The sequence below is a fragment of the Flavobacterium sp. YJ01 genome (assembly GCF_029320955.1).
Lineage (GTDB): Bacteria > Bacteroidota > Bacteroidia > Flavobacteriales > Flavobacteriaceae > Flavobacterium.
This window is the reverse complement of the sequence record NZ_CP119757.1, coordinates 3,769,946-3,789,858: the sequence shown is the minus strand read 5'-3', so window position 1 is coordinate 3,789,858 and position 19,913 is coordinate 3,769,946. Positions and strand designations below refer to the sequence as shown.

At 32.5% G+C, this 19,913-nt stretch carries 22 protein-coding genes and 1 tRNA gene; 15 read left to right on the top strand and 8 right to left on the bottom strand.

The genetic code is table 11. From position 1 onward, the window contains the following. Positions 1-46 precede the first annotated feature (46 nt). Both P0R33_RS16630 and P0R33_RS16625 read right to left on the bottom strand, forming a co-directional pair. Positions 47-628, bottom strand: a complete 582-nt coding sequence (locus P0R33_RS16630) for a porin family protein (protein ID WP_276172312.1) — start codon at positions 626-628, stop codon at positions 47-49. A gap of 182 nt (positions 629-810) precedes the next feature. Then, positions 811-1,320: a hypothetical protein gene (locus tag P0R33_RS16625; protein WP_276172311.1), complete on the bottom strand. Its 510-nt coding sequence runs from the start codon at positions 1,318-1,320 to the stop codon at positions 811-813. 283 nt (positions 1,321-1,603) lie between these two features. Between P0R33_RS16625 and P0R33_RS16620 the strand changes: the two genes are divergently transcribed. The 3 genes from P0R33_RS16620 to P0R33_RS16610 all read left to right on the top strand — a co-directional run bounded on the left by P0R33_RS16620 (position 1,604) and on the right by P0R33_RS16610 (position 5,369). Next, on the top strand, positions 1,604-2,164 hold the full coding sequence (locus P0R33_RS16620; RefSeq protein ID WP_276172310.1) for a porin family protein: 561 nt from the start codon (positions 1,604-1,606) through the stop codon (positions 2,162-2,164). A gap of 124 nt (positions 2,165-2,288) precedes the next feature. Then, positions 2,289-2,702 (top strand): type II 3-dehydroquinate dehydratase, encoded by a 414-nt coding sequence (aroQ, locus tag P0R33_RS16615; RefSeq protein ID WP_115890127.1) that lies wholly within the window; start codon positions 2,289-2,291, stop codon positions 2,700-2,702. 177 nt (positions 2,703-2,879) lie between these two features. Next, positions 2,880-5,369, top strand: a complete 2,490-nt coding sequence (locus P0R33_RS16610) for a DUF5686 and carboxypeptidase regulatory-like domain-containing protein (RefSeq protein WP_276172309.1) — start codon at positions 2,880-2,882, stop codon at positions 5,367-5,369. A gap of 181 nt (positions 5,370-5,550) precedes the next feature. Here the strand turns inward: P0R33_RS16610 and P0R33_RS16605 are convergent, their stop codons facing one another. From P0R33_RS16605 to P0R33_RS16590, 4 genes are all read right to left on the bottom strand, one after another. Further along, the gene (locus P0R33_RS16605) at positions 5,551-6,429 is read right to left on the bottom strand and encodes a cation diffusion facilitator family transporter (RefSeq protein WP_276172308.1); all 879 of its coding nucleotides are present in this window, start codon (positions 6,427-6,429) and stop codon (positions 5,551-5,553) included. A gap of 149 nt (positions 6,430-6,578) precedes the next feature. Next, positions 6,579-7,892 (bottom strand): UDP-N-acetylglucosamine 1-carboxyvinyltransferase, encoded by a 1,314-nt coding sequence (gene murA, locus P0R33_RS16600; protein ID WP_276172307.1) that lies wholly within the window; start codon positions 7,890-7,892, stop codon positions 6,579-6,581. Between the two features lie 89 nt (positions 7,893-7,981). Further along, entirely contained in the window at positions 7,982-8,707 is a 726-nt protein-coding gene (locus P0R33_RS16595; RefSeq protein ID WP_276172306.1) for a DUF4290 domain-containing protein, read from the bottom strand. Positions 8,708-8,711: 4 nt separating this feature from the next. Next, a complete protein-coding gene (locus P0R33_RS16590) occupies positions 8,712-9,008 on the bottom strand; it encodes a DUF493 family protein (RefSeq protein ID WP_066033683.1) in 297 nt (98 codons plus the stop codon). Positions 9,009-9,398: 390 nt separating this feature from the next. Here P0R33_RS16590 and P0R33_RS16585 point away from each other — a divergent pair, with 390 nt between their 5' ends. The 6 genes from P0R33_RS16585 to P0R33_RS16560 all read left to right on the top strand — a co-directional run bounded on the left by P0R33_RS16585 (position 9,399) and on the right by P0R33_RS16560 (position 15,289). Further along, complete coding sequence (locus P0R33_RS16585) at positions 9,399-10,310, top strand: carboxylesterase family protein (RefSeq protein WP_276172305.1); 912 nt, start codon at positions 9,399-9,401, stop codon at positions 10,308-10,310. A gap of 395 nt (positions 10,311-10,705) precedes the next feature. Further along, a complete protein-coding gene (locus tag P0R33_RS16580; RefSeq protein WP_276172304.1) occupies positions 10,706-11,239 on the top strand; it encodes an ATP-binding protein in 534 nt (177 codons plus the stop codon). 64 nt (positions 11,240-11,303) lie between these two features. Further along, positions 11,304-13,199 carry an ATP-dependent DNA helicase RecQ gene (locus P0R33_RS16575; protein ID WP_276172303.1) on the top strand — a complete coding sequence of 632 codons (1,896 nt, stop codon included), beginning with the start codon at positions 11,304-11,306 and terminating at the stop codon, positions 13,197-13,199. After that, the gene (gene fmt / locus P0R33_RS16570) at positions 13,199-14,146 is read left to right on the top strand and encodes a methionyl-tRNA formyltransferase (RefSeq protein WP_276172302.1); all 948 of its coding nucleotides are present in this window, start codon (positions 13,199-13,201) and stop codon (positions 14,144-14,146) included. The genes P0R33_RS16575 and fmt overlap by 1 nt, the downstream gene beginning before the upstream one ends. A 180-nt stretch (positions 14,147-14,326) precedes the next feature. Beyond that, complete coding sequence (locus P0R33_RS16565; protein WP_008464760.1) at positions 14,327-14,599, top strand: HU family DNA-binding protein; 273 nt, start codon at positions 14,327-14,329, stop codon at positions 14,597-14,599. Between the two features lie 129 nt (positions 14,600-14,728). Continuing rightward, positions 14,729-15,289, top strand: a complete 561-nt coding sequence (locus P0R33_RS16560; RefSeq protein ID WP_184167397.1) for a YqgE/AlgH family protein — start codon at positions 14,729-14,731, stop codon at positions 15,287-15,289. Here P0R33_RS16560 and P0R33_RS16555 read toward each other — a convergent pair. Both P0R33_RS16555 and P0R33_RS16550 read right to left on the bottom strand, forming a co-directional pair. Continuing rightward, positions 15,286-16,122 carry an aminotransferase class IV gene (locus P0R33_RS16555; protein WP_276172301.1) on the bottom strand — a complete coding sequence of 279 codons (837 nt, stop codon included), beginning with the start codon at positions 16,120-16,122 and terminating at the stop codon, positions 15,286-15,288. The genes P0R33_RS16560 and P0R33_RS16555 overlap by 4 nt on opposite strands. 54 nt (positions 16,123-16,176) lie before the next feature. After that, positions 16,177-16,569, bottom strand: coding sequence for an START-like domain-containing protein (locus P0R33_RS16550; RefSeq protein WP_184167403.1), 393 nt, complete (start codon positions 16,567-16,569; stop codon positions 16,177-16,179). Positions 16,570-16,724: 155 nt separating this feature from the next. Between P0R33_RS16550 and P0R33_RS16545 the strand changes: the two genes are divergently transcribed. The 6 genes from P0R33_RS16545 to P0R33_RS16520 all read left to right on the top strand — a co-directional run bounded on the left by P0R33_RS16545 (position 16,725) and on the right by P0R33_RS16520 (position 19,845). Next, a tRNA-Met gene (locus P0R33_RS16545) sits at positions 16,725-16,798 on the top strand. 117 nt (positions 16,799-16,915) lie between these two features. Then, positions 16,916-17,173: a hypothetical protein gene (locus P0R33_RS16540; protein ID WP_276172300.1), complete on the top strand. Its 258-nt coding sequence runs from the start codon at positions 16,916-16,918 to the stop codon at positions 17,171-17,173. Between the two features lie 102 nt (positions 17,174-17,275). Then, positions 17,276-17,992: a type 1 glutamine amidotransferase gene (locus P0R33_RS16535; RefSeq protein WP_276172299.1), complete on the top strand. Its 717-nt coding sequence runs from the start codon at positions 17,276-17,278 to the stop codon at positions 17,990-17,992. A gap of 226 nt (positions 17,993-18,218) precedes the next feature. Beyond that, on the top strand, positions 18,219-18,737 hold the full coding sequence (locus tag P0R33_RS16530; RefSeq protein ID WP_276172298.1) for an RNA polymerase sigma factor: 519 nt from the start codon (positions 18,219-18,221) through the stop codon (positions 18,735-18,737). Positions 18,738-18,783: 46 nt separating this feature from the next. Further along, a complete protein-coding gene (locus tag P0R33_RS16525; protein ID WP_223709135.1) occupies positions 18,784-18,993 on the top strand; it encodes a hypothetical protein in 210 nt (69 codons plus the stop codon). A 9-nt stretch (positions 18,994-19,002) separates the two neighbouring features. Next, positions 19,003-19,845 (top strand): FecR family protein, encoded by an 843-nt coding sequence (locus tag P0R33_RS16520; RefSeq protein ID WP_276172297.1) that lies wholly within the window; start codon positions 19,003-19,005, stop codon positions 19,843-19,845. Positions 19,846-19,913: the final 68 nt, after the last annotated feature.

Sequence of the window (19,913 nt, the reverse complement as noted above, 5' to 3'; positions counted from 1 at the left end):
GCCTTTCTAAAAGAAAGGCTTTTTTGTTATATTTTTTATAAAAAACTTAAAATTTATAAGCTAATGAAAGCTGTAGGTTACTATTTTTTGCACTATCATAGTAATCATCAGAATTGTCAATATCTTCATCTGAAAGCGGAGACAAACCAATAGTATAACGAAGACCAATTGAAAGGTTATCTGTAAAACTATATCCTGCTCCAATATTAAATCCGAAATCAACAGATCTTGTAAAATCTTTAATATCCTCACCATCAGCTTTTGCAGACAATAAAACACCTAGTTGCGGACCAGCTTCAACATTAAATTTCTTATCAACAATATAATATTTAGCTACAACTGGAATATTCAAATAATTCAATTTAATATCAGCGTCACCTCCAAAAGGACCATCAACTTTGGTTCCTTGAGCAGAGAATAAAAGCTCTGGTTGAATATAGAACTTTTCTACTATATGTATTTCAGCTAAGCCTCCAACATGAAATCCAACTAAGGATTTAGTGTTTTCTACATCTCCCCCAACTACAGTTGAAAGATTAAGTCCTCCTTTTACTCCAAATCTAGTTTCCTGAGCATTAGAAAATGCAAAAGCCATAATTGCAATGGCAGATAAAATTATTTTTTTCATTCTAATTTGTTTTGGGTTAAAATTAATTTTCGATATCAAATATAAAACTATACTTATTAAAAATACATTTGCAATTTAACAAAAAAAGTAGTAAAATATACAATTAGAACTTATTACAAAACAAAAGAGCCTTTCCCAAAAAGGAAAGGCTCTCGAAAAAAACACTTTATTAACCAAATTTATTAGAAGTGTAAAGCGAAACCAACATTAAATTGAAAAACACTTTTTGAGTAATCTTCATTTAGTGATATGTTGTAACGAACTCCCGGCTCAATTGAAACATTTTTTCCAACAAACCAAGCGTATCCTCCTTGTAATCCTAAATATGACGGATTTTCGTCAGCATCTTTTATACTTGTCCCTGTATATGATGCTTCAAGAGGAAATTTATTTAATAAATAATACTTTGCTCCAACTTTATAAGAAAAAGCATTTATACTGTGTCCAAGGTCATTATATCCTAATCCAGCTTTAACTGCTAAATTATCAGCAACAAAATATCCTCCTTCAGCCCCTAAACTCCATTGAGTTTCACCATCAGAAGAAGACAATTGAAAACCCGTGTTACCAACCTGAGTAGCACCAAAAGCAGTATTAGCTTCAATTAACCATTTTCCTTTTGCAGTTTGTTCTTGCGCACTAGCAAATCCAAATGTCATAACTGCAATAGCAGCTAAAATAATTTTTTTCATGTTTCTTTTTTTTAATTACAAACACCAAAACTAAGATTAGACTTACAAAAAATAGTCCAGCATAAGTTTAAAAAGTATTAAAATAAGACAGAAAAAAGTTACTAAACAGAAGACTGATATTCAGAAGGATAAAAGCAATTTTGACAACAAAAAAACCTAAATTTCACATTTGAGTGGGAATTTTATTAATTATTTAATCGAAAATATAATGCAATAAAATGCTAAATCTGTAGTTTTGAACTTTAGAATAACATTTAAAATACCAAATTTTAAAAACCTATTTATGAAAAAAATAATTTTAGCAGCTGTATTGTTCATTGCAACATCAGCAACAATCAACGCACAATTTGTACAAATCGGTGTAAAAGCAGGGGCTAACTTTGCTAACCAAACGGGAGGTTCTGACTTTGATGGAATTTCTGTTGACAAAGAAGGTATCACAAGTTACCACGCAGGTCTTGTAGCAGAACTTAAATTATTAGAAAAATTCTCAATTCAGCCAGAGCTTTTGTATACTACTCAAGGAGCAACTTATAAAAATGCTTTTTCTGAATTTAAAAATGAAATGGGCTACATTGCTATTCCTGTAATGGCAAAAATTTATTTGACTAAATCTCTTAGTTTAGAACTTGGTCCTCAAGCTTCATTTCTTGTTAGCAATAAAAAAGAATTTGATGCAGCAGATCCAAACACATTCGACTTTTCTGTTAATGGTGGTTTAGGTTTAAAAATTGTTGGAGGTCTTTTTGTTCAAGCTCGTTACGGAATTGGTTTAACTGAAATTTCAAAAGAAGCTGACTTTAAAAACTCTGTATTCCAACTTTCAGCTGGGTACATGTTCTAAAAGAATATCACATACTTTTATAAAAACCGCTCTAATTATTAGCGCGGTTTTTTTATTTTTACAACATTCAATGACAATTGCAAAAATCAATTGCAATGTCAATCTTTCAAAATAAAATATAAATATGAAAATCTGCATTATCAACGGACCAAATTTGAATCTTTTAGGAAAACGTGAACCAGAAGTATATGGAAGCCAAACTTTTGAAGATTATTTTGAAACGTTGAAAACGAAATTTCCAAACGTTGAACTTTCTTATTATCAAAGTAATATTGAAGGCGAATTGATTGGTAAAATTCAGGAAGTGGGTTTTTCATTTGATGGAATTATTCTAAATGCAGGCGCTTATACACATACTTCTATCGGTTTAGGCGACGCTATGAAAGCCGTTACAACTCCAGTAATCGAAGTTCATATTTCGAATACTTACGCACGTGAAAGCTTTAGACATCAGTCTTATTTGTCTGGAAATGCAAAAGGTGTTATTTTAGGCTTCGGACTTAAAAGCTACGAACTGGCCATTCAATCTTTTTTGTAAATTACTCTCTTTTTAAAGAATGTCATCCTGAGCGAAGTCGAAGGCTAATGGAAACAAGATATGGGCTTCGACTTCGCTCAGCCTGACAAACAAGTCAATAGCTTCTTATCGAATTTAACATATTATTAATAGGCTCGCTTTTAAGTTATTTTATTTTTGTAGGAGAAAACCACTTCTATGAAAAACTTTACGTTATTTGCCTTTTTAATTTTTTCCATTTCCAATTTTGCCCAAATTAAAGGGACTATCACCGATGAAAAAGGAAATCCGCTTCCTTTTGTATCTGTTTTTGAAGAAAACACATATGCCGGCACAACTTCAAACGAACAAGGAAAATATCAGCTGAATGTAAAAGAAATTGGTCAGAACAAAATTATTTTTCAATATCTTGGTTTTAAAACACAGAAACTAACTGTTGCATCTGGTTCAAAAACAATCACTTTAGATATTAAACTTCAAGAAGAAAGTTTTGCTTTAAATGAAGTCGTTATTGATCCGAAAAACAATCCTGCGAATGCTATTATTAGAAGTGCAATTGCAAACAAAAAAGAAAACTCAGATAAAACAGCGCGATATACGGCAGATTTTTATTCGAAAGGAATGTTTAAGGTAAAAGATCTTCCTAAAAAAATTCTTGGTCAAAAAGTAGATCTCGGTCCAGATATGGCTTCTAATTTGGATTCAACTGGAACAGGAATTTTATATTTATCAGAAACCATTTCGAAAGTTACTTTTGAAAAACCTTCCAAATTAAAAGAGAAAATCATCGCCTCAAAAATTTCTGGAAATAATCGGGGCTATAGCTATAATACGGCAGCTTTATCTACTTACGATTTCTATGATAATAACTTAGATTTTGATGTTAAAATGATTTCTCCCATTGCCGATAATGCTTTCAATTATTATAAATATAAGCTAGAAAGCACTTTTTATGACGAAAATAAGCAACAGATTAATAAAATTAAAGTAATTCCGAAACGTGATAAAGAACCCGTTTTTGAAGGCTACATTTATATTGTAGACGATAGTTTTGCCATTTATGCTATAGATTTAGATATTAAAGGCTACAGAATGAAAAATGAATTTACGGAAACAATGAGCTTAAAACAAAGTTTCAGTTACAATTCCAAAAATAAAATTTGGTCTAAAAACGCGCAAACACTTTCTTTTAATGCAGGTCTTTTTGGAATAAAGTTTTCTGGAAATTTCAATTATGTTTATTCTAATTATGAATTTCCTGATTCTTTTGAAAAGAAAACTTTTGGAAACGAAATTGTCGCTTTTGAAGCAAATGCCAATAAAAAAGATGATGCTTTTTGGAATGAGATACGTCCTATTCCTTTAACTATTGAGGAAAGCAATGATTATGCTAAAAAAGACAGTCTTCAAACTATTCGAAAATCAAGAAAATATACTGATTCGATTGATGCCAAAAACAATAAATTTAAAGTTTGGGACATTTTAATGGGTTATGATTACAAAAATACTTTTGAGAAATATTCTTTCGAATATAAAGGCTTATTGAATATTTCTTCTTTAAGTTTCAATACCGTTCAGGGATTCAACTTAGATTCTGGTTTCTCTTTTAGAAAATGGGATGACGAAAAAGGAAAAAGCACTTCAATTAGCACAACTTTCAATTATGGCTTTTCAGATGAACGTTTCCGAGTGATTGGAGAATTCAGTCATCGTTTTAATAACATCAATTACGCAACAATTTGGGCTTCTGGAGGAACGAAAACAGCACAATTTAACAATGCAGAACCCATTACCAAATTTGTAAACTCAATTAGTTCTTTATTTTTTAAAGACAATTATATGAAACTGTATAATTTGGAGTTTGCTCAGATAAATTACGGTCAAGATATTGCAAACGGAATAAATCTTACTGGCAGAATTGGTTATGAACAGCGAAAACCGCTTTTCAATACGACTGATTATTCGTTTTTTAAAAAAGATGATTTCTACAGTTCTAACAATCCTTTAGCCCCAAGTGATTTTACGACGCCTGCTTTTAATCAGCATCATTTATTTAAAGCGCTGATCACGACAAGAATTAATTTTGGAAATAAATATATTTCTAGACCAGACGGAAGATATAATTTCAAAGATGATAAATATCCGACGATTTATTTAGCGTTCGAAAAAGCTTTCGCGGCAAGCGAAAAGAAATATGAATATGAAAGAATCGGCGCTTCAGTACAATATGATTTGTCACTAAATAACAAAGGTGTTTTAGGAACTAATTTCAGAGCTGGAAAATTCTTTAATGCAGAAAATATTTCGTTTATCGATTACAGACATTTTAACGGAAACCAAACTCACATAGGCACAAGCGAACGTTATTTAAATGTTTTTAATTTAATGCCTTATTACGCGAACAGCACCAATGACAGTTATTTCGAATTGCATTCTGAATACAACGATACGGGTTTTATTATGAATAAAATTCCGCTTTTAAATCTTTTAAAATCAACTTTAAATGTTGGCTTTCATGCTTTAGCAATTCCAGACAGAAAACCGTATTCTGAATTTACCGTTGGTTTGGACAATTTAGGTTTCGGGAAATTTAAACTTTTCCGTGTTGATTATGTGCATTCTTACCAAAGCGGAATACAGCAAAACGGCGTTGTATTTGGATTGAAGATTTTGAATGTGTTGGATTAAGGTGCAAAGGCTCAGAGGGACAAAGGTTCAAAGTTTAGATACTTTGCGAATTCTCGCCCGAAGCTTCGAGATTCCTAAACAGATAAATTTATCAAATAAAAAAATCCGTTTATTATTAAAAATAAACGGATTTTTTTATTTGATCTTTGACAAAGAGAAAAACCTTTGCAACTTTGAAGCTCTAACAATGATAATCATCTGGCTCAATATGAATTAAAACATTTCCTAATTGAGGAATTTCTTCTTTTAATTTGTCTTGAAGTTTGTGTGACAAATCGTGTCCTTCCTTTACAGAAATTGCTGCCGAAACAATAGCGTGTAAATCTACGTGATAGCGCATTCCTGCTTTACGGATAAAACATTTTTCAGTTCCTAAGATTCCTGGGACTGTCAGAGCCACTACACGAATTTCTTCTACCAAATCATCATTTAGATTTTCATCCATGATTTCGCCAAGCGCTGGTCTGAAAATTTTATAACTATTATATAAAATAAAAAACGCTGCAAAAAGTGCTGCCCAATCATCTGCAGATTCGTAGCCTTTTCCCATAATCAAAGCTATCGAAATTCCGATAAAAGCAGCCACAGAAGTTATAGCATCACTTCTATGATGCCAAGCATCAGCAGCTAAAGACGAACTGTTAGTTTGTTTGCTTCTTTTCATTACTAGACGGAAAGAATACTCTTTCCAAATAATAATTGCTCCTAAAACATACAAGGTCCAAGATTTTGGCAAATCATGCGAAGTTCCAATATTAGCAATGCTTTCGTATCCAATAATGGTTGCCGAAGTAATTAAAAATCCGACAACTAAAAAAGTAATTAAAGGTTCTGCACGTCCGTGGCCGTAAGGATGATTTTCATCTGCAGGTTTATTAGAATATTTGATTCCGAATAAAACCAGACAAGACGAAAATATATCCGTGGTCGATTCAATCGCATCTGCAATCAAGGCATATGAATTGCCAAAAAAACCTGCGAGACCTTTTACAAGGGCCAGGCAGGTATTTCCTATTATACTAAAAATAGTAGCTTTTACAGCTTTTTGTTCGTTTGTCATTTAGACTATTGTTTTTCGCCCCGAATTACACAAATTACACGAAGACTAACATTGTCTTTTATTACACTAATTAAAAAGTTAATTTGTGTAATTGAATTTCAAAAATTAAAAATTAGTGTAATTTGTGAAATTCGTGGCTAACTCTTAATTTAAGCTCTCACGATTTTTGCACCGATTGCTCTTAAACGCTCGTCGATACGCTCATATCCACGATCGATTTGCTCGATATTTTGGATTGTACTTGTTCCTTTTGCAGAAAGCGCCGCAATCAACAATGAAATTCCCGCACGAATATCAGGAGAAGACATTGTTGTAGCTTTTAATTGAGATTCAAAATTATGTCCCATAACCACAGCTCTGTGCGGATCACATAACATAATTTTTGCCCCCATATCGATTAATTTATCCACGAAGAATAAACGGCTTTCGAACATTTTTTGGTGAATTAAAACATCCCCTTTTGCCTGAGTTGCCACAACTAAAACAATACTTAACAAGTCAGGTGTAAATCCTGGCCAAGGCGCATCAGCAATTGTTAAAATAGAACCGTCGATATCTGTTTTTACTTCATATCCGTCTTTGTGAGCAGGAATATAAATATCATCGTTACGTTTTTCGATTGTAATTCCAAGTTTTCTAAAAGTATTTGGAATCAAACCTAAGTTTTCCCAGCTAACATTTTTAATTGTAATTTCACTTTTTGTCATAGCTGCAAGACCAATCCAAGAACCGATTTCGATCATATCAGGAAGAATTCTGTGCTCACAACCTCCAAGGCTTTCAACACCTTCGATAGTCAATAAGTTAGAACCAACTCCAGTGATTTTTGCTCCCATAGAGTTCAACATTTTACACAATTGCTGTAAGTAAGGCTCACAAGCAGCATTGTAAACTGTAGTTTTTCCTTTTGCTAAAACTGCTGCCATTACAATGTTTGCAGTTCCAGTTACAGAAGCTTCGTCAAGAAGCATATCTGTTCCTTGTAATCCTTCTTCTGGAGATTCTACTCCATAAAAGTGATCTTCTCTGTTATATCTAAATTTTGCCCCAAGGTTAATAAAACCTTCAAAGTGAGTATCTAATCTGCGGCGACCAATTTTATCTCCTCCTGGTTTTGGAATATATCCTTTTCCGAAACGAGCTAAAAGCGGTCCAACAATCATAATAGAACCACGAAGCGCTCCACCTTCTTTTTTGAAAGCTTCTGTTTCTAAATATCCAACATTAACTTCATCAGCTTGAAAAGTAATTGAACCTGGTTCGTTACGTTGAATTTTAACACCTAAATTACCCAACAAAGTAATTAATTTATTGATGTCAATAATATCGGGAATATTATTAATTTTTACTTTATCCCCCGTTAGAAGCACGGCACATAAAATTTGTAATGCCTCGTTTTTTGCTCCTTGCGGAGTGATTTCTCCTTTTAAAGGAGTTCCTCCTTCGATTTTAAAAATTCCCATAGATCTTGTTTAGGTTCTAAGGTTCTGAGATTCTAAGGTTCTGAGCTAAAATCTTAGCGTCTTAGTAACCTAGCATCTTAGCCCCTTTTTTATTTTTGATTATTGTTTTTTTGAAATGTCTTTTTTTGTTGACCTCCTTTATTGTTTTTGTTGTTATTCTGGTTTTTTGGTGGCACTCCAGAAGCTGTTTTGTTAGACATGCGTTTATTGGTACGCATCAAATCTGTCGTATTTAAAAGTTCTTCAGTGCTTCGCAATAAATTAATCTTTCCTCCAGACAATTCATATAAATGTTCAAAAATCACATCGTCTTTTACGGTGTCTTTGTTCCAGCTTAAGAAAGATTTTTTCATGTGATTTGCAATAACCATCACCAACGCGTTCTTCATTTCGCCCTCTTCCCATTTATTCGCAACATCAATCATATATTTGATGTTATTGCCATAAAATCTGTATTTTGGAAAGTTCTGCGGATACTGCAATGCATCGGGCTTTAACTCCAAAACTTCTCTTGAAGGAATCGGATATGGAGATTCTACATTCAGTTTAAAATCAGACATAATAAAAAGCTGATCCCAAAGTTTATGTTGAAAATCTGGCACATCACGCAAATGCGGATTCAAGCTTCCCATAACCTGAATGATATATTTCGCCGCTTTATTTCGCGTTTCATCATCTTCAATTGCAGTAGCCTGATCAATCAATTTTTGTAAATGACGACCATACTCTGGAATAATTAAGCGTTGTCTTTCAGAATTGTATTCTAAATTATACACAACATCGCTTGCGGCTTCTCTTTTATATTTTTCGATCATAAGTTTATAATGAAACTATACCTTCTATTGTAGAAACTTCTTTGTATTTACTAATCACATCGTCTGAGCTGTGCATCGTAACGTCTACAGAAACACTGGTAAATTTACCTGTTTTAGATTTTGTTGTTTTAATAACCGCTCCCATTCGATCAAAAGCTTTTTCGACACGTTCCACATTATCGGCTACAGAAGGCACAATGAATTTATATAAATATTCTGCTGGCCAAGTGTTTGCGTTGTCAAGCTCTACTTTTAATCTTTCGTAAAATTCGGCGGTATTTTTTTCTTTATCGTTCTCCATTCGTAATTAAAAATAAACGCAAATATACGGTTTTGATTTTAGACTTTTTATATTTTTTCTTTCGAAAAAAGGTTCAAAGTTACAAAGTTACAAAGGTGCAGACAAAAAAGCTTTAGAAGATTATTTCATTGTAAATTTTACGCTTATATTTGAGAAAATAATCTGCTGAAATCTCTCGCAAAGTCGCCAAGACGCAAAGTTTTATTTTATTGAAATTATAAAACATAATTTTTGTCATTTCGACGAAGGAGAAATCACACGCGGGATTCGGCAAAGCTTGAAAGCCAATCTTTGTCGAGCTTCTCGTGAAGATTTCTCCTTCGTCGAAATGACAATATTGCGAAAAAACTTTGCGTCTTAGCGACTTTGCGAGATTAAAAAAATACTCTAATGAAAAAACTCTTTTTACTTTTTATCGTTCTTATATTCAACAACATTCAAGCGCAAGAAGTTAAAACGCTAACTTATTTCCAAAACGACACTTTAAAACTAGATTTAGATTTGTATCTGCCAAAGAAAAAAGCAGGCGAAAAAATTCCGTTGATTATGTTCGCGTTTGGCGGAGGTTTTTCTGGCGGAGAACGTACAAGTGAAAAAGATTTCGGAAAATTTATGGCGCAAAATGGTTATGCTGTTGCAAGCATTTCGTACAGTTTATATATGAAAGGAAAAGATTTTGGATGCAAAGGAACTTTAACCGAAAAAATAAAAGCGATTCAAATTGGCGTGAGCGATATGTGGCAGGCGACTGGTTATTTAATCGAAAACGCAGATAAATATAATCTAGACACTTCAAAAATCTTTATTTCTGGAATTAGCGCTGGTGCAGAAATTGGTTTTCATGCTTCTTTCTGGGATTATAAATTGATGAATCTATACAAAAGCAACCTTCCAGAAAATTTCAAATACAAAGGTTTCATCGGAGGTTCTGGAGCAATTCAGGATATTAATTTGATTACGAAAGAAAAAGCAATTCCGATGTTATTGGCGCACGGAAGCAATGATGATACGGTTCCGTACGCTGCAGGTTCGCATCGTTCTTGCCCGACAAATGCTTCGGGCTGGTTGATTCTTTTTGGATCTTATGCCGTTTACAATCAGATGAAAGATTTATATAAAGATATTGAGTTGATTACTTTCTGTGGCGGCGGACATGAATTCTCAGGTTATCTTTTTCACGAAGGACAGCAATATGTTTTAGATTTTGTGAATGATGTTTTGAAAGAAAAGAAATTTGAATCCCATTTGATTGTTCCTTCTAAAAAAGGAAAAGGTTCTGGGAAATATTCTTTTTGTGAGTAATTTTTTAAAATGCTCCAAAGGAGCAAAATATTTATAGCAAATTCCATTTTACAGTAATCAAAGCTCCAGCGGAGCGGCATATAAATCATTTAAAATATGTCGCTCCGCTGGAGCTTCTTTTTTATAATGTTGATTTTTCTATAAATATTTCGTCCCGCTGGGACTTTCTTATTTCTAAAAAACTAATTTTCCAAATAATTCTAAAAACAAAACCATGCCTCTTCTCTAGCCCTGATGGAAGCGGAAATCCTTTTGTTTTTTCCTTTAAAAAGCAAAAGATTGTAGCGGACAGCAGGAACCAATGCCAACAAAAAATGCCAAATCTTTCGCTTCAAGTAAAAATTCTTTTTAATTACGAATAAGTTTAGGTAAATTTGCCCTTTATTTTTAGAATAGTGCAAAAAGAAATTATAGTCCTGCTTGGGGGACCTGGTACTGGAAAATCAACACTTATTAACGAATTGGTAGCTCGTGGCTTTTGTTGCTATCCTGAAATCTCTAGACAGGTTACCATGAAAGCCCAGCAGGAAGGCATTGAGCAACTGTTTCTGGAACAGCCTCTTTTGTTTAGCCAAATGCTATTGGAAGGGCGTATTGAACAGTATAAAAACGCTATTAACGAATCTGATAATGTGGTTTTTATTGACCGAGGAATTCCTGACGTTGTGGCGTATATGGATTATATTGGCGATGAATATCCGGAAAATTTCACGAAGGCTTGTGAAAACTATAAATACACCAAAACTTTTATTTTGCCACCTTGGGAAGAAATTTACCAGAGTGATGCAGAACGCTATGAAAATTTTGAGCAAGCAGTTAAAATTCAGGAACATCTTATTGAAACCTATAGAAAATATGGGTACGAACTGATTGAGGTTCCAAAAGATACGGTTGAAAACAGAATTCTTTATATCTTAGACAAAATTTAGCGAAAGGTTTTAAAGTTGCAAAACTAGAACTGTTTTCTAAATTTTTAACTTTAAAACTAACGCAATGCTTGGAGCGCAGGATATCCTTCTAAAATACTGGAAACACGACAGTTTTAGACCTTTGCAAAAAGAAATTATTGATTCTGTTCTTGAAGGACAGGATACTTTTGCCGTACTTCCTACTGGTGGCGGAAAATCGGTTTGTTTTCAGGTCCCAGCTATGATGCAGGAAGGAATTTGCCTCGTAATTTCGCCTTTGATTGCCTTGATGAAAGATCAGGTAATGAATTTGCAGAAAAGAGACATAAAAGCAATTGCGCTTACTGGTGGAATTCATACCGAAGAACTGATTGATCTTTTAGACAATTGCCAATACGGAAATTACAAATTCTTATATCTTTCGCCAGAGCGTTTACAATCGGATTGGATTTTGGAACGCATTAAAAATCTCCCGATAAATTTAATTGCTATAGATGAAGCGCATTGTGTTTCGCAATGGGGACATGATTTTAGACCTGCTTATCTTAAAATTTCGGAACTCAAAAAATTCTTTCCTAAAATTCCGTTTTTAGCTTTAACAGCGACAGCAACTCCGAGAGTTATTGAAGATATCAGAACGCAATTAGAATTAAAAAATCCCAGACATTTTCAGCAATCTTTTGAACGTAAGAATATTGCTTATATGGTTTTTGAAGTGGAAGACAAACTTTACAGAACCGAACAAATTCTCAAAAAAAATCCGCATCCTTCTATTATATATGTTCGAAATAGAAAGGCGTGCTTGAATATTTCTTCGCAATTAGAGTCTTTAGGCTTCACAGCAACGTATTACCATGGTGGTCTTTCTTCAAAAGAAAAAGATAAAAACATGGGATTGTGGATGTCAGAGCAAGCACAAGTTATTGTAGCTACAAATGCTTTTGGAATGGGGATTGACAAAGACAATGTTAAAACTGTTATTCATACCCAACTTCCTGAAAACTTAGAAAATTATTATCAAGAGTCTGGAAGAGCGGGACGAAATGGCGCAAAAGCTTTTTCGGTTTTGCTTTATAATAATTCAGACGCTATTCAGACCGAACAGCAGTTTATTAATATTCTTCCAGATAAAAAGTTTCTAAAAACGATGTATATCAAGCTCTGCAATTATTTTCAGATTGCTTATGGAGAAGGTTTAGATGAATCTTTTTCTTTTAAGATGAATCATTTTTGCAATAAATATGACTTTCCGACTTTAAAAACATATAATGCTTTACAGTTTTTAAGCCAGCAGGGAATTATTACGATGTCTCAAGAATTCTCAGAAAAAATCAACATTCAGTTTTTGATTGAATCTAAAGAAGTGATTCGATACATAAGTCTTAATCAGAATGATGAAGAAATTATATTGGCAATTTTAAGAACCTACCCTGGCATTTATGAAGTAAAAGCTAATCTGAATCTAGGGTTAATTGCAAAAAAATCAAATCGTACAGAAGAACAGGTTATTGCTGTTTTAGAAAAACTAAAAGAAAAAGAAATTATAGAATACAAATCTAAAAACAACGACGCGACTATATTATTTAATGAAATTCGCGAAGACGATCTTACAATAAATAGAGTTTCGAAATATTTAGAAAAACAAAATCTGGTGAAAAAAGAACAGCTTCTGTCTGTTTTACACTACATAAAAGACACTAAGTCTTGCAAAAACAGATTGGTTTTGAATTATTTTGGAGAAGAAACCAAAGAAAATTGCGGTATTTGCTCGTACTGCATTACACAAAAAGGAAAAATTACAGAAGCCGATTCGATTGCAGACAAGATTTTATCTCTGCTAAAAACGGCTTCGCTAACTTCGAGAGAAATTGAAAACCAAATAAAAATGGACGCAAAAGACATTATCTCGGTTCTTCAGGAATTGCTCGAAAACAATCATATCATTATACAAGCGAATAATAAATACACTTTAAAATCATAATGGAGAAATTGAGAATTATTTTTATGGGAACTCCAGAATTTGCTGTCGGCATTTTGGATACCATTCTTAAAAACAACTACGAAGTTGTCGGCGTGATTACCGCTGCAGACAAACCTGCAGGACGCGGACAAAAAATAAAATATTCGGCTGTAAAAGAATATGCAATTGCTAACAATCTTACTTTATTACAGCCAACTAATTTAAAAGACGAAAGTTTCTTAGCAGAATTAAAAGCTTTAAATGCAAATTTACAAATTGTAGTGGCATTTAGAATGTTGCCAAAAGTAGTTTGGGAAATGCCAAGTTTAGGAACTTTTAATCTTCATGCTTCATTATTGCCAAATTATCGCGGCGCAGCACCTATTAACTGGGCAATTATAAATGGAGAAAGTAAAACTGGCGTTACCACTTTCTTTATCGATGATAAAATTGATACTGGTGCCATGATTTTAAATTCTGAAATCGCAATTGAACCAGAAGAAACGGCAGGACAATTACACGACCGTTTGATGCATTTAGGAAGCACAACAGTAATTGATACTTTAAAAGTTATTGAAAATGGAAATGTAACAACAACCATTCAAGAAGATAATGACGATATTAAAACAGCTTACAAATTAAACAAAGAAAATTGCAAAATAGACTGGACAAAATCTGGATCAGAAATCAATAATCTGATTCGCGGTTTAAGTCCATATCCTGCATCGTGGTGTTTCTTGAAAGACCAAAATGAGGAATTAAACATCAAAATTTACGAAGCAAAACTAGTCTCAGAATCACACTCTTACGAAATTGGAAAGTTAATTAGCAGTAAAAAAGAAATCAAAATTGCAATAAAAGATGGCTTTATTCAGTTATTAAGTCTACAATTTCCAGGAAAAAAGAGAATGCTTGCTTCTGAATTATTAAATGGAGTAAGCTTTTCGGATGCTGCAAAAGTCTATTAAGCTCAGTAAAACAGGGGTTTGTACTTGCTTTTCATCGATGAATAACATCGTTTATGAACAAAAAAAGCAAGTTATTAACAATTTTTGCTAAAATTAAAGAAAACACTTGCACGCAACGGATTTCCTACTAAATTTGTGTATTAACAATTTTTTTTAACCAACAATTAATAACTAATTATTATGAACAAATCAGAATTAATCGATGCTATCGCTGCTGATGCAGGAATCACAAAAGCTGCGGCGAAATTAGCTTTAGAGTCATTTTTAGGTAATGTAGGAACTACTTTGAAAAAAGGTGGAAGAGTTTCATTAGTAGGATTTGGATCTTGGTCAGTTTCTTCAAGAGCGGCAAGAGATGGTAGAAACCCACAAACAGGAAAAACTATTAAGATCGCAGCTAAAAACGTTGTAAAATTCAAAGCTGGAGCTGAATTAGAAGGTGCAGTGAACTAAGTAAGAAAGTTCTCTAAACTTATAATATAATTAAAACCTTCCTTATGGAAGGTTTTTTTTTTGCGGTTTAACGATTTTTTTTGTGATTTTAATTTTTTTATGACTAAATTTAATAAAAATTGTAACCGTATGATTTCAGAAAAATTAAAAAAAGGACACCTGCTTATTGCCGAGCCTTCAATAATTGGAGATTTATCTTTTAACAGATCGGTAATTTTATTAGCAGACCATAACAAAGAAGGATCAATTGGTTTTATCATCAACAAGCCATTAAAATATACTATTAATGACTTAATACCTGAAATTGAAGCCAACTTTAAGATATACAACGGAGGCCCTGTAGAACAAGACAACCTTTATTTTATTCACAATATTCCAGACTTAATTCCAAATAGTGTGGAGATTTCCAATGGAATTTATTGGGGAGGTGATTTTGAGTCTACAAAAGACCTAATTAACAGCGGAGCTATTAGTAAAAATAATATTCGTTTTTTCTTAGGCTATACAGGTTGGGACGAGAATCAGCTTGAAAACGAAATGCAAGGAAACTCCTGGATTATCGCTGATAATAATTACAAAAATAAAATTATCGGAAAATCTACCACCCATTTTTGGAAAGAGCAGATTATAGAACTTGGAGGCGATTATCTTATTTGGTCTAACGCACCTGAAAATCCATATCTGAATTAATTTTCAGAAATGGATTCATTAAGCTTCTGCACTAATAAATGAGCCAGATTCGTTGTAAAATCTTTTTTTCGATATTTAGTTATCGGCTGTATTCCTGTGATTACATTTGTTAGAAATAATTCGTCTGCTTTTTGAAGATCAAACGGTGAAATTATCTCTTCTAAAACCTCTATACCTTCTACTTTTTTCGCTAATGCTAAAATTTGTTTACGCATTACACCATTTAAAGCTCCTTCTGAAATTGGAGGTGTAATTAGTTTTTTTCCAGAAACCATAAAGATATTTCCTTGAAGCAACTCTACCACATTTTTACTGTCATTCAGTAAAATACAATTTGCTAAGCCGTTTTCGTCTGCGAAAATACTTCCTGTTATATTAATCATCTTATTTGTTGTTTTAAGAGATGATAACAGTTGTTTTGTTACATAGAAATCTTTATATAAATCTACTTCGTATTCGTTTGCATTTATACTGTAAGCCTTATTTGGAAGAGAAATAGCATTTATTAAAAACGAAATTTCATTGCTTTTAGGAAGATACAAACCACCATCATTTCTAAAAACAGTAATTCTAGCTCTTGCCGAAGATGCAATATTCAATTGATTAACTAAATTGAGAATTTGTTCTTCAAAATATTCCATTGTAAAATTCATCGGAATCATCATTCTAACCACACGCATTGAAGCCATTAATCTAAAATAATGATCTTCAAGAAACAAGATTTTTCCGTTGACAATTTTTACTGTTTCAAATACTCCGTCACCATACAAAAAAGCGCGGTTTAGAGTTAGTATATTATCTTCTTGCGCTATGTTTCCGTTAAAATTAATCATAAAAAAACCCTGAATTTTGTTCAGGGCAAATATAAGGTATAAAATAGACTTTTACTAAACAGAACCGATAAGATGTTTTAGATCAGAAATCTGATTCTCCCACAATTGTTTAGCCTCGCCAATTTCTTCTTTCTCAGCAAAATCAACTACCATAAGCGAAACATCTTTGGTTAATTCATCAACTAAAATATGCAATTCGAAAAAATACTCTGTGTCTTTACTGCTGTCATCAACCCATTTGAATTTTACTTTCTCTCCAGATTTTTTTGAAGCAAGACGTGCTTTTTCTTGTGAATCATTCCAGATAAACGTGAAAAATTCACCTCTTGAATTAACATTGTCAGCAAACCATTCTGATAAACCTGACGGTGTTGATATATATTGATACAATAATTGCGGCGAAGAATTGATCGGAAACTCGATTTCGTAACGTATTTTTGAATCCATGTGCTACTTTTAATTTTTTTGGAAATATAAGAATATATGTCCAAAAACAATGCGTTTTTAAAAATATTTTTTTTTCTTTAAAATATTCTTGTGTGCTTTAATATTATTTCTATCTTTGCACCCGCAATGCAGGAAACAATCCTACTAGCAGTCCAGGCGAGGTAGCTCAGTTGGTTAGAGCGCAGGATTCATAACCCTGAGGTCACGGGTTCAACTCCCGTCCTCGCTACGAAAAGGCAAAACCCTTAAACAGAAATGTTTAAGGGTTTTTTATTTAAATTAACGCTTTATTTTGTGAAGAACTTTATTAAATTAGCATCTTTGCAACTCAGTAATTTACCAACGTATGGATATAGTGAAATTTAAAATCACATCGAAAACTATAAAAGTGGAAGTGAGAAATTCCAACAATTATGTTTTTAATTTTAATACTGCTTTAGAAATTGAAAAAGCAGATAAAGATGTTTTATTAAAACTATACAATGCACTAGACCTTCTATTTAAGAAAGAAAATGCAGTCGAAAACAAAAATTACATTTCACCAAATCAAACTAATATTCTAGATCAGATTTCTGATGCTGATAATTTAGTAGATAATAAATAAAAAATCACTTGTCGCTAACTGGACCACTTTTTTATAATTAAAGCTGGACTAGTATAAATGTTCTTTATCAAAATAAATTTGACATTATTTTAATGAGATAAAATGAACATACACTTCATACAACACGAAACATACGAAGCCCCTGGTGCCTATCTTACATGGGCAGAAAGCAGAAACTGCAAAATTTCTTTTTCTAAAGTTTTTCAAAAAGACGTTTTGCCCTATTCAATAGAGTTTATAGACATGCTCATTATAATGGGAGGACCTCAAAGTCCAAATACTACAATTGAAGAATGTCCTCACTTCGACGCTGATGCTGAAATCAGATTAATACAAAAATGCATTTCTGCAGGAAAAGCAGTTGTTGGTGTTTGTTTGGGTTCTCAATTAATTGGAGAAGCTTTAGGAGCAAGATTTAATCATAGCCCCGAGAAAGAAATTGGTGTATTTCCGATAACCTTAACCGAAGAGGGGAAAAATGACAAGAAAATAAATCATTTCGGAAATATCTTAAATGTCGGACATTGGCACAACGATATGCCCGGTTTAACAAAAGAAAGTAAAGTTTTGGCTTTTAGCGAAGGCTGTCCAATTCAAATTGTTTCTTATTCAGATCTTGTTTATGGTTTCCAATGCCATATGGAATTAACAACGGAAGTCGTTTCTCTTTTAATCGAAAGTGAAACAGATTTATTGGACAAAAGCAAAAAACATCTATTTGTTCAAAATCCTGAAACTATTTTATCTCATAATTATAATGAAATGAATGAAAAACTATTTCAATTTTTAGATAAACTAATCTTTGCTTACAAAAACTGAAATTTATTATTTTAATAAAAATACTAAACCCTTAAGCAAAATGTTTAAGGGTTTTTAATTGAAATAAATTGTAACATTTCTGCAACACTTACGTCTAATCTTGAATAAAAATGCGGTTCTTTGTAACTTATTACATTCAATATTTAAAATTCTCTAAATTTTCAATGCAATAATATTGAAACCAATGAGTTTAGATTAGTTAAAAACTGGTCGCGATATTTTCGTTATGGACAATAAAAAGTTTATTTTAAGTTTAAAAAAAGGTAATGAAGCAGCTTTCAAAGAAGTTTACTTCAACTATTACGATAAACTTATAAATATTGCCAGACGATTTAATTCTTCTGTTCTTACTCCTGAAGATTTTGTTCAGGAAACTTTCATCAGATTATATAATAAAAAAGAATTACTGCTCGAAGATGTTTTGCTAGACAAACAATTGTTTACCATTTGCAAAAATATCATCATCAACCACATTAATAGAGAAAACAAAATAATTCAGCTCGATCCTCAAGTTGATATCTTACAGGAAGAAACCGATTCTACAATTTTTGATGAGAGAAAAGAAAAACTTCACAACTTCATTAATCAGCTTCCTGAACAACAGCAAAAAATATTCACTTTACACAAACTGGAAAACCTTAGCTATAAGGAGATTGCAGAAATAACGGATCTTTCTGAAAAGACCATTGCCAATCATATTTATCTTGCCAGCAAATTTATTCGAAAAAAAATCGAAAACCATTAGGAACTTTTCTGTTCTCGTTTGTTATCTATAAAAAACAAGGACAGAAATGCATATTGAAGCATATAAAACTAATGTAAGAACTAAAAAAGAAGCAAGTTTACTTGTGGCTCATTTACAGTTCATCATTTCAGATTGTATTATCAATTTTGATAAAAAAGGCCGCGAAAATATCCTGAAAATCGAAACCAATCGTGAAATCAAGGAAATGGTTTACGGTGTTTTTACAAAACAAGGATTTCATTGTCAAATTATTTAATATCAAAAAATGGATAAGAAAAAACTTGACGATGAATTTGAAAAAGCATGGAATGAAACTCATGCTTCACATTCAGAAGATGAAAAAGAAGTTTCTTGGGAACAATTTCATGCCGCAACTTTTGCCAAAAAGAAAACCAAATCTAAACCTTGGCGTTATTATGCTGCAGCCTCGGTTTTACTTTTTGTGCTTATTGGAACTGGAATTTTCTTAAATAAAAATTCTCTTACCGAAAGTAATGTTATTGCCGAAACGATTATCGAAAATACTTCTTCGGCAATAAAATATGTGACTTTACCAGATAGTTCAAAAGTAGAATTGAGTCCGAATTCTAAAATTTCTTACGGAGCTAATTTTGCTTTAAACAGAAAAATCGAAATCGATGGTGAAGCTTATTTTAAAGTTAAAAAAGACAAACAACATCCTTTTCAAGTTTTCTGCGACGAAACTACAACAACAGTTTTAGGGACTTCATTTATTGTAAAAGAATCTGAAAATGAGCAAATAACTGTTGAACTTTTTGAAGGAAGCGTTCAGATGAATATAAAAGGTCAAGACCAAAAATGGATTTTAAAACCTGGCGAGAAATTTACATACGGAAATCAAACCGCAGCTGTAACCGAATTTAGCCGTTTTGTAGATTTTGATAATCAGAAACTTTCTGACGTAAGTAAATATATTGAAGAGAATTATGGCTATAAAGTGATTCTTCCAAATGAAAATCTGAATCAGAAAATTACAATCCGAATCAATAAAAAAGAGGATTTAAAGATAATTGTACAATTAATATCAGAAATGTATAACCTAAATTTTGAGATCAATGAAGATTTAAAACAGATTACCTTTCAATAGAGAAGAAAAAAGGATGTAAGCCGCGAAACTCCACATCCTCCTCATATTCAGGATAACACGAGGTTATT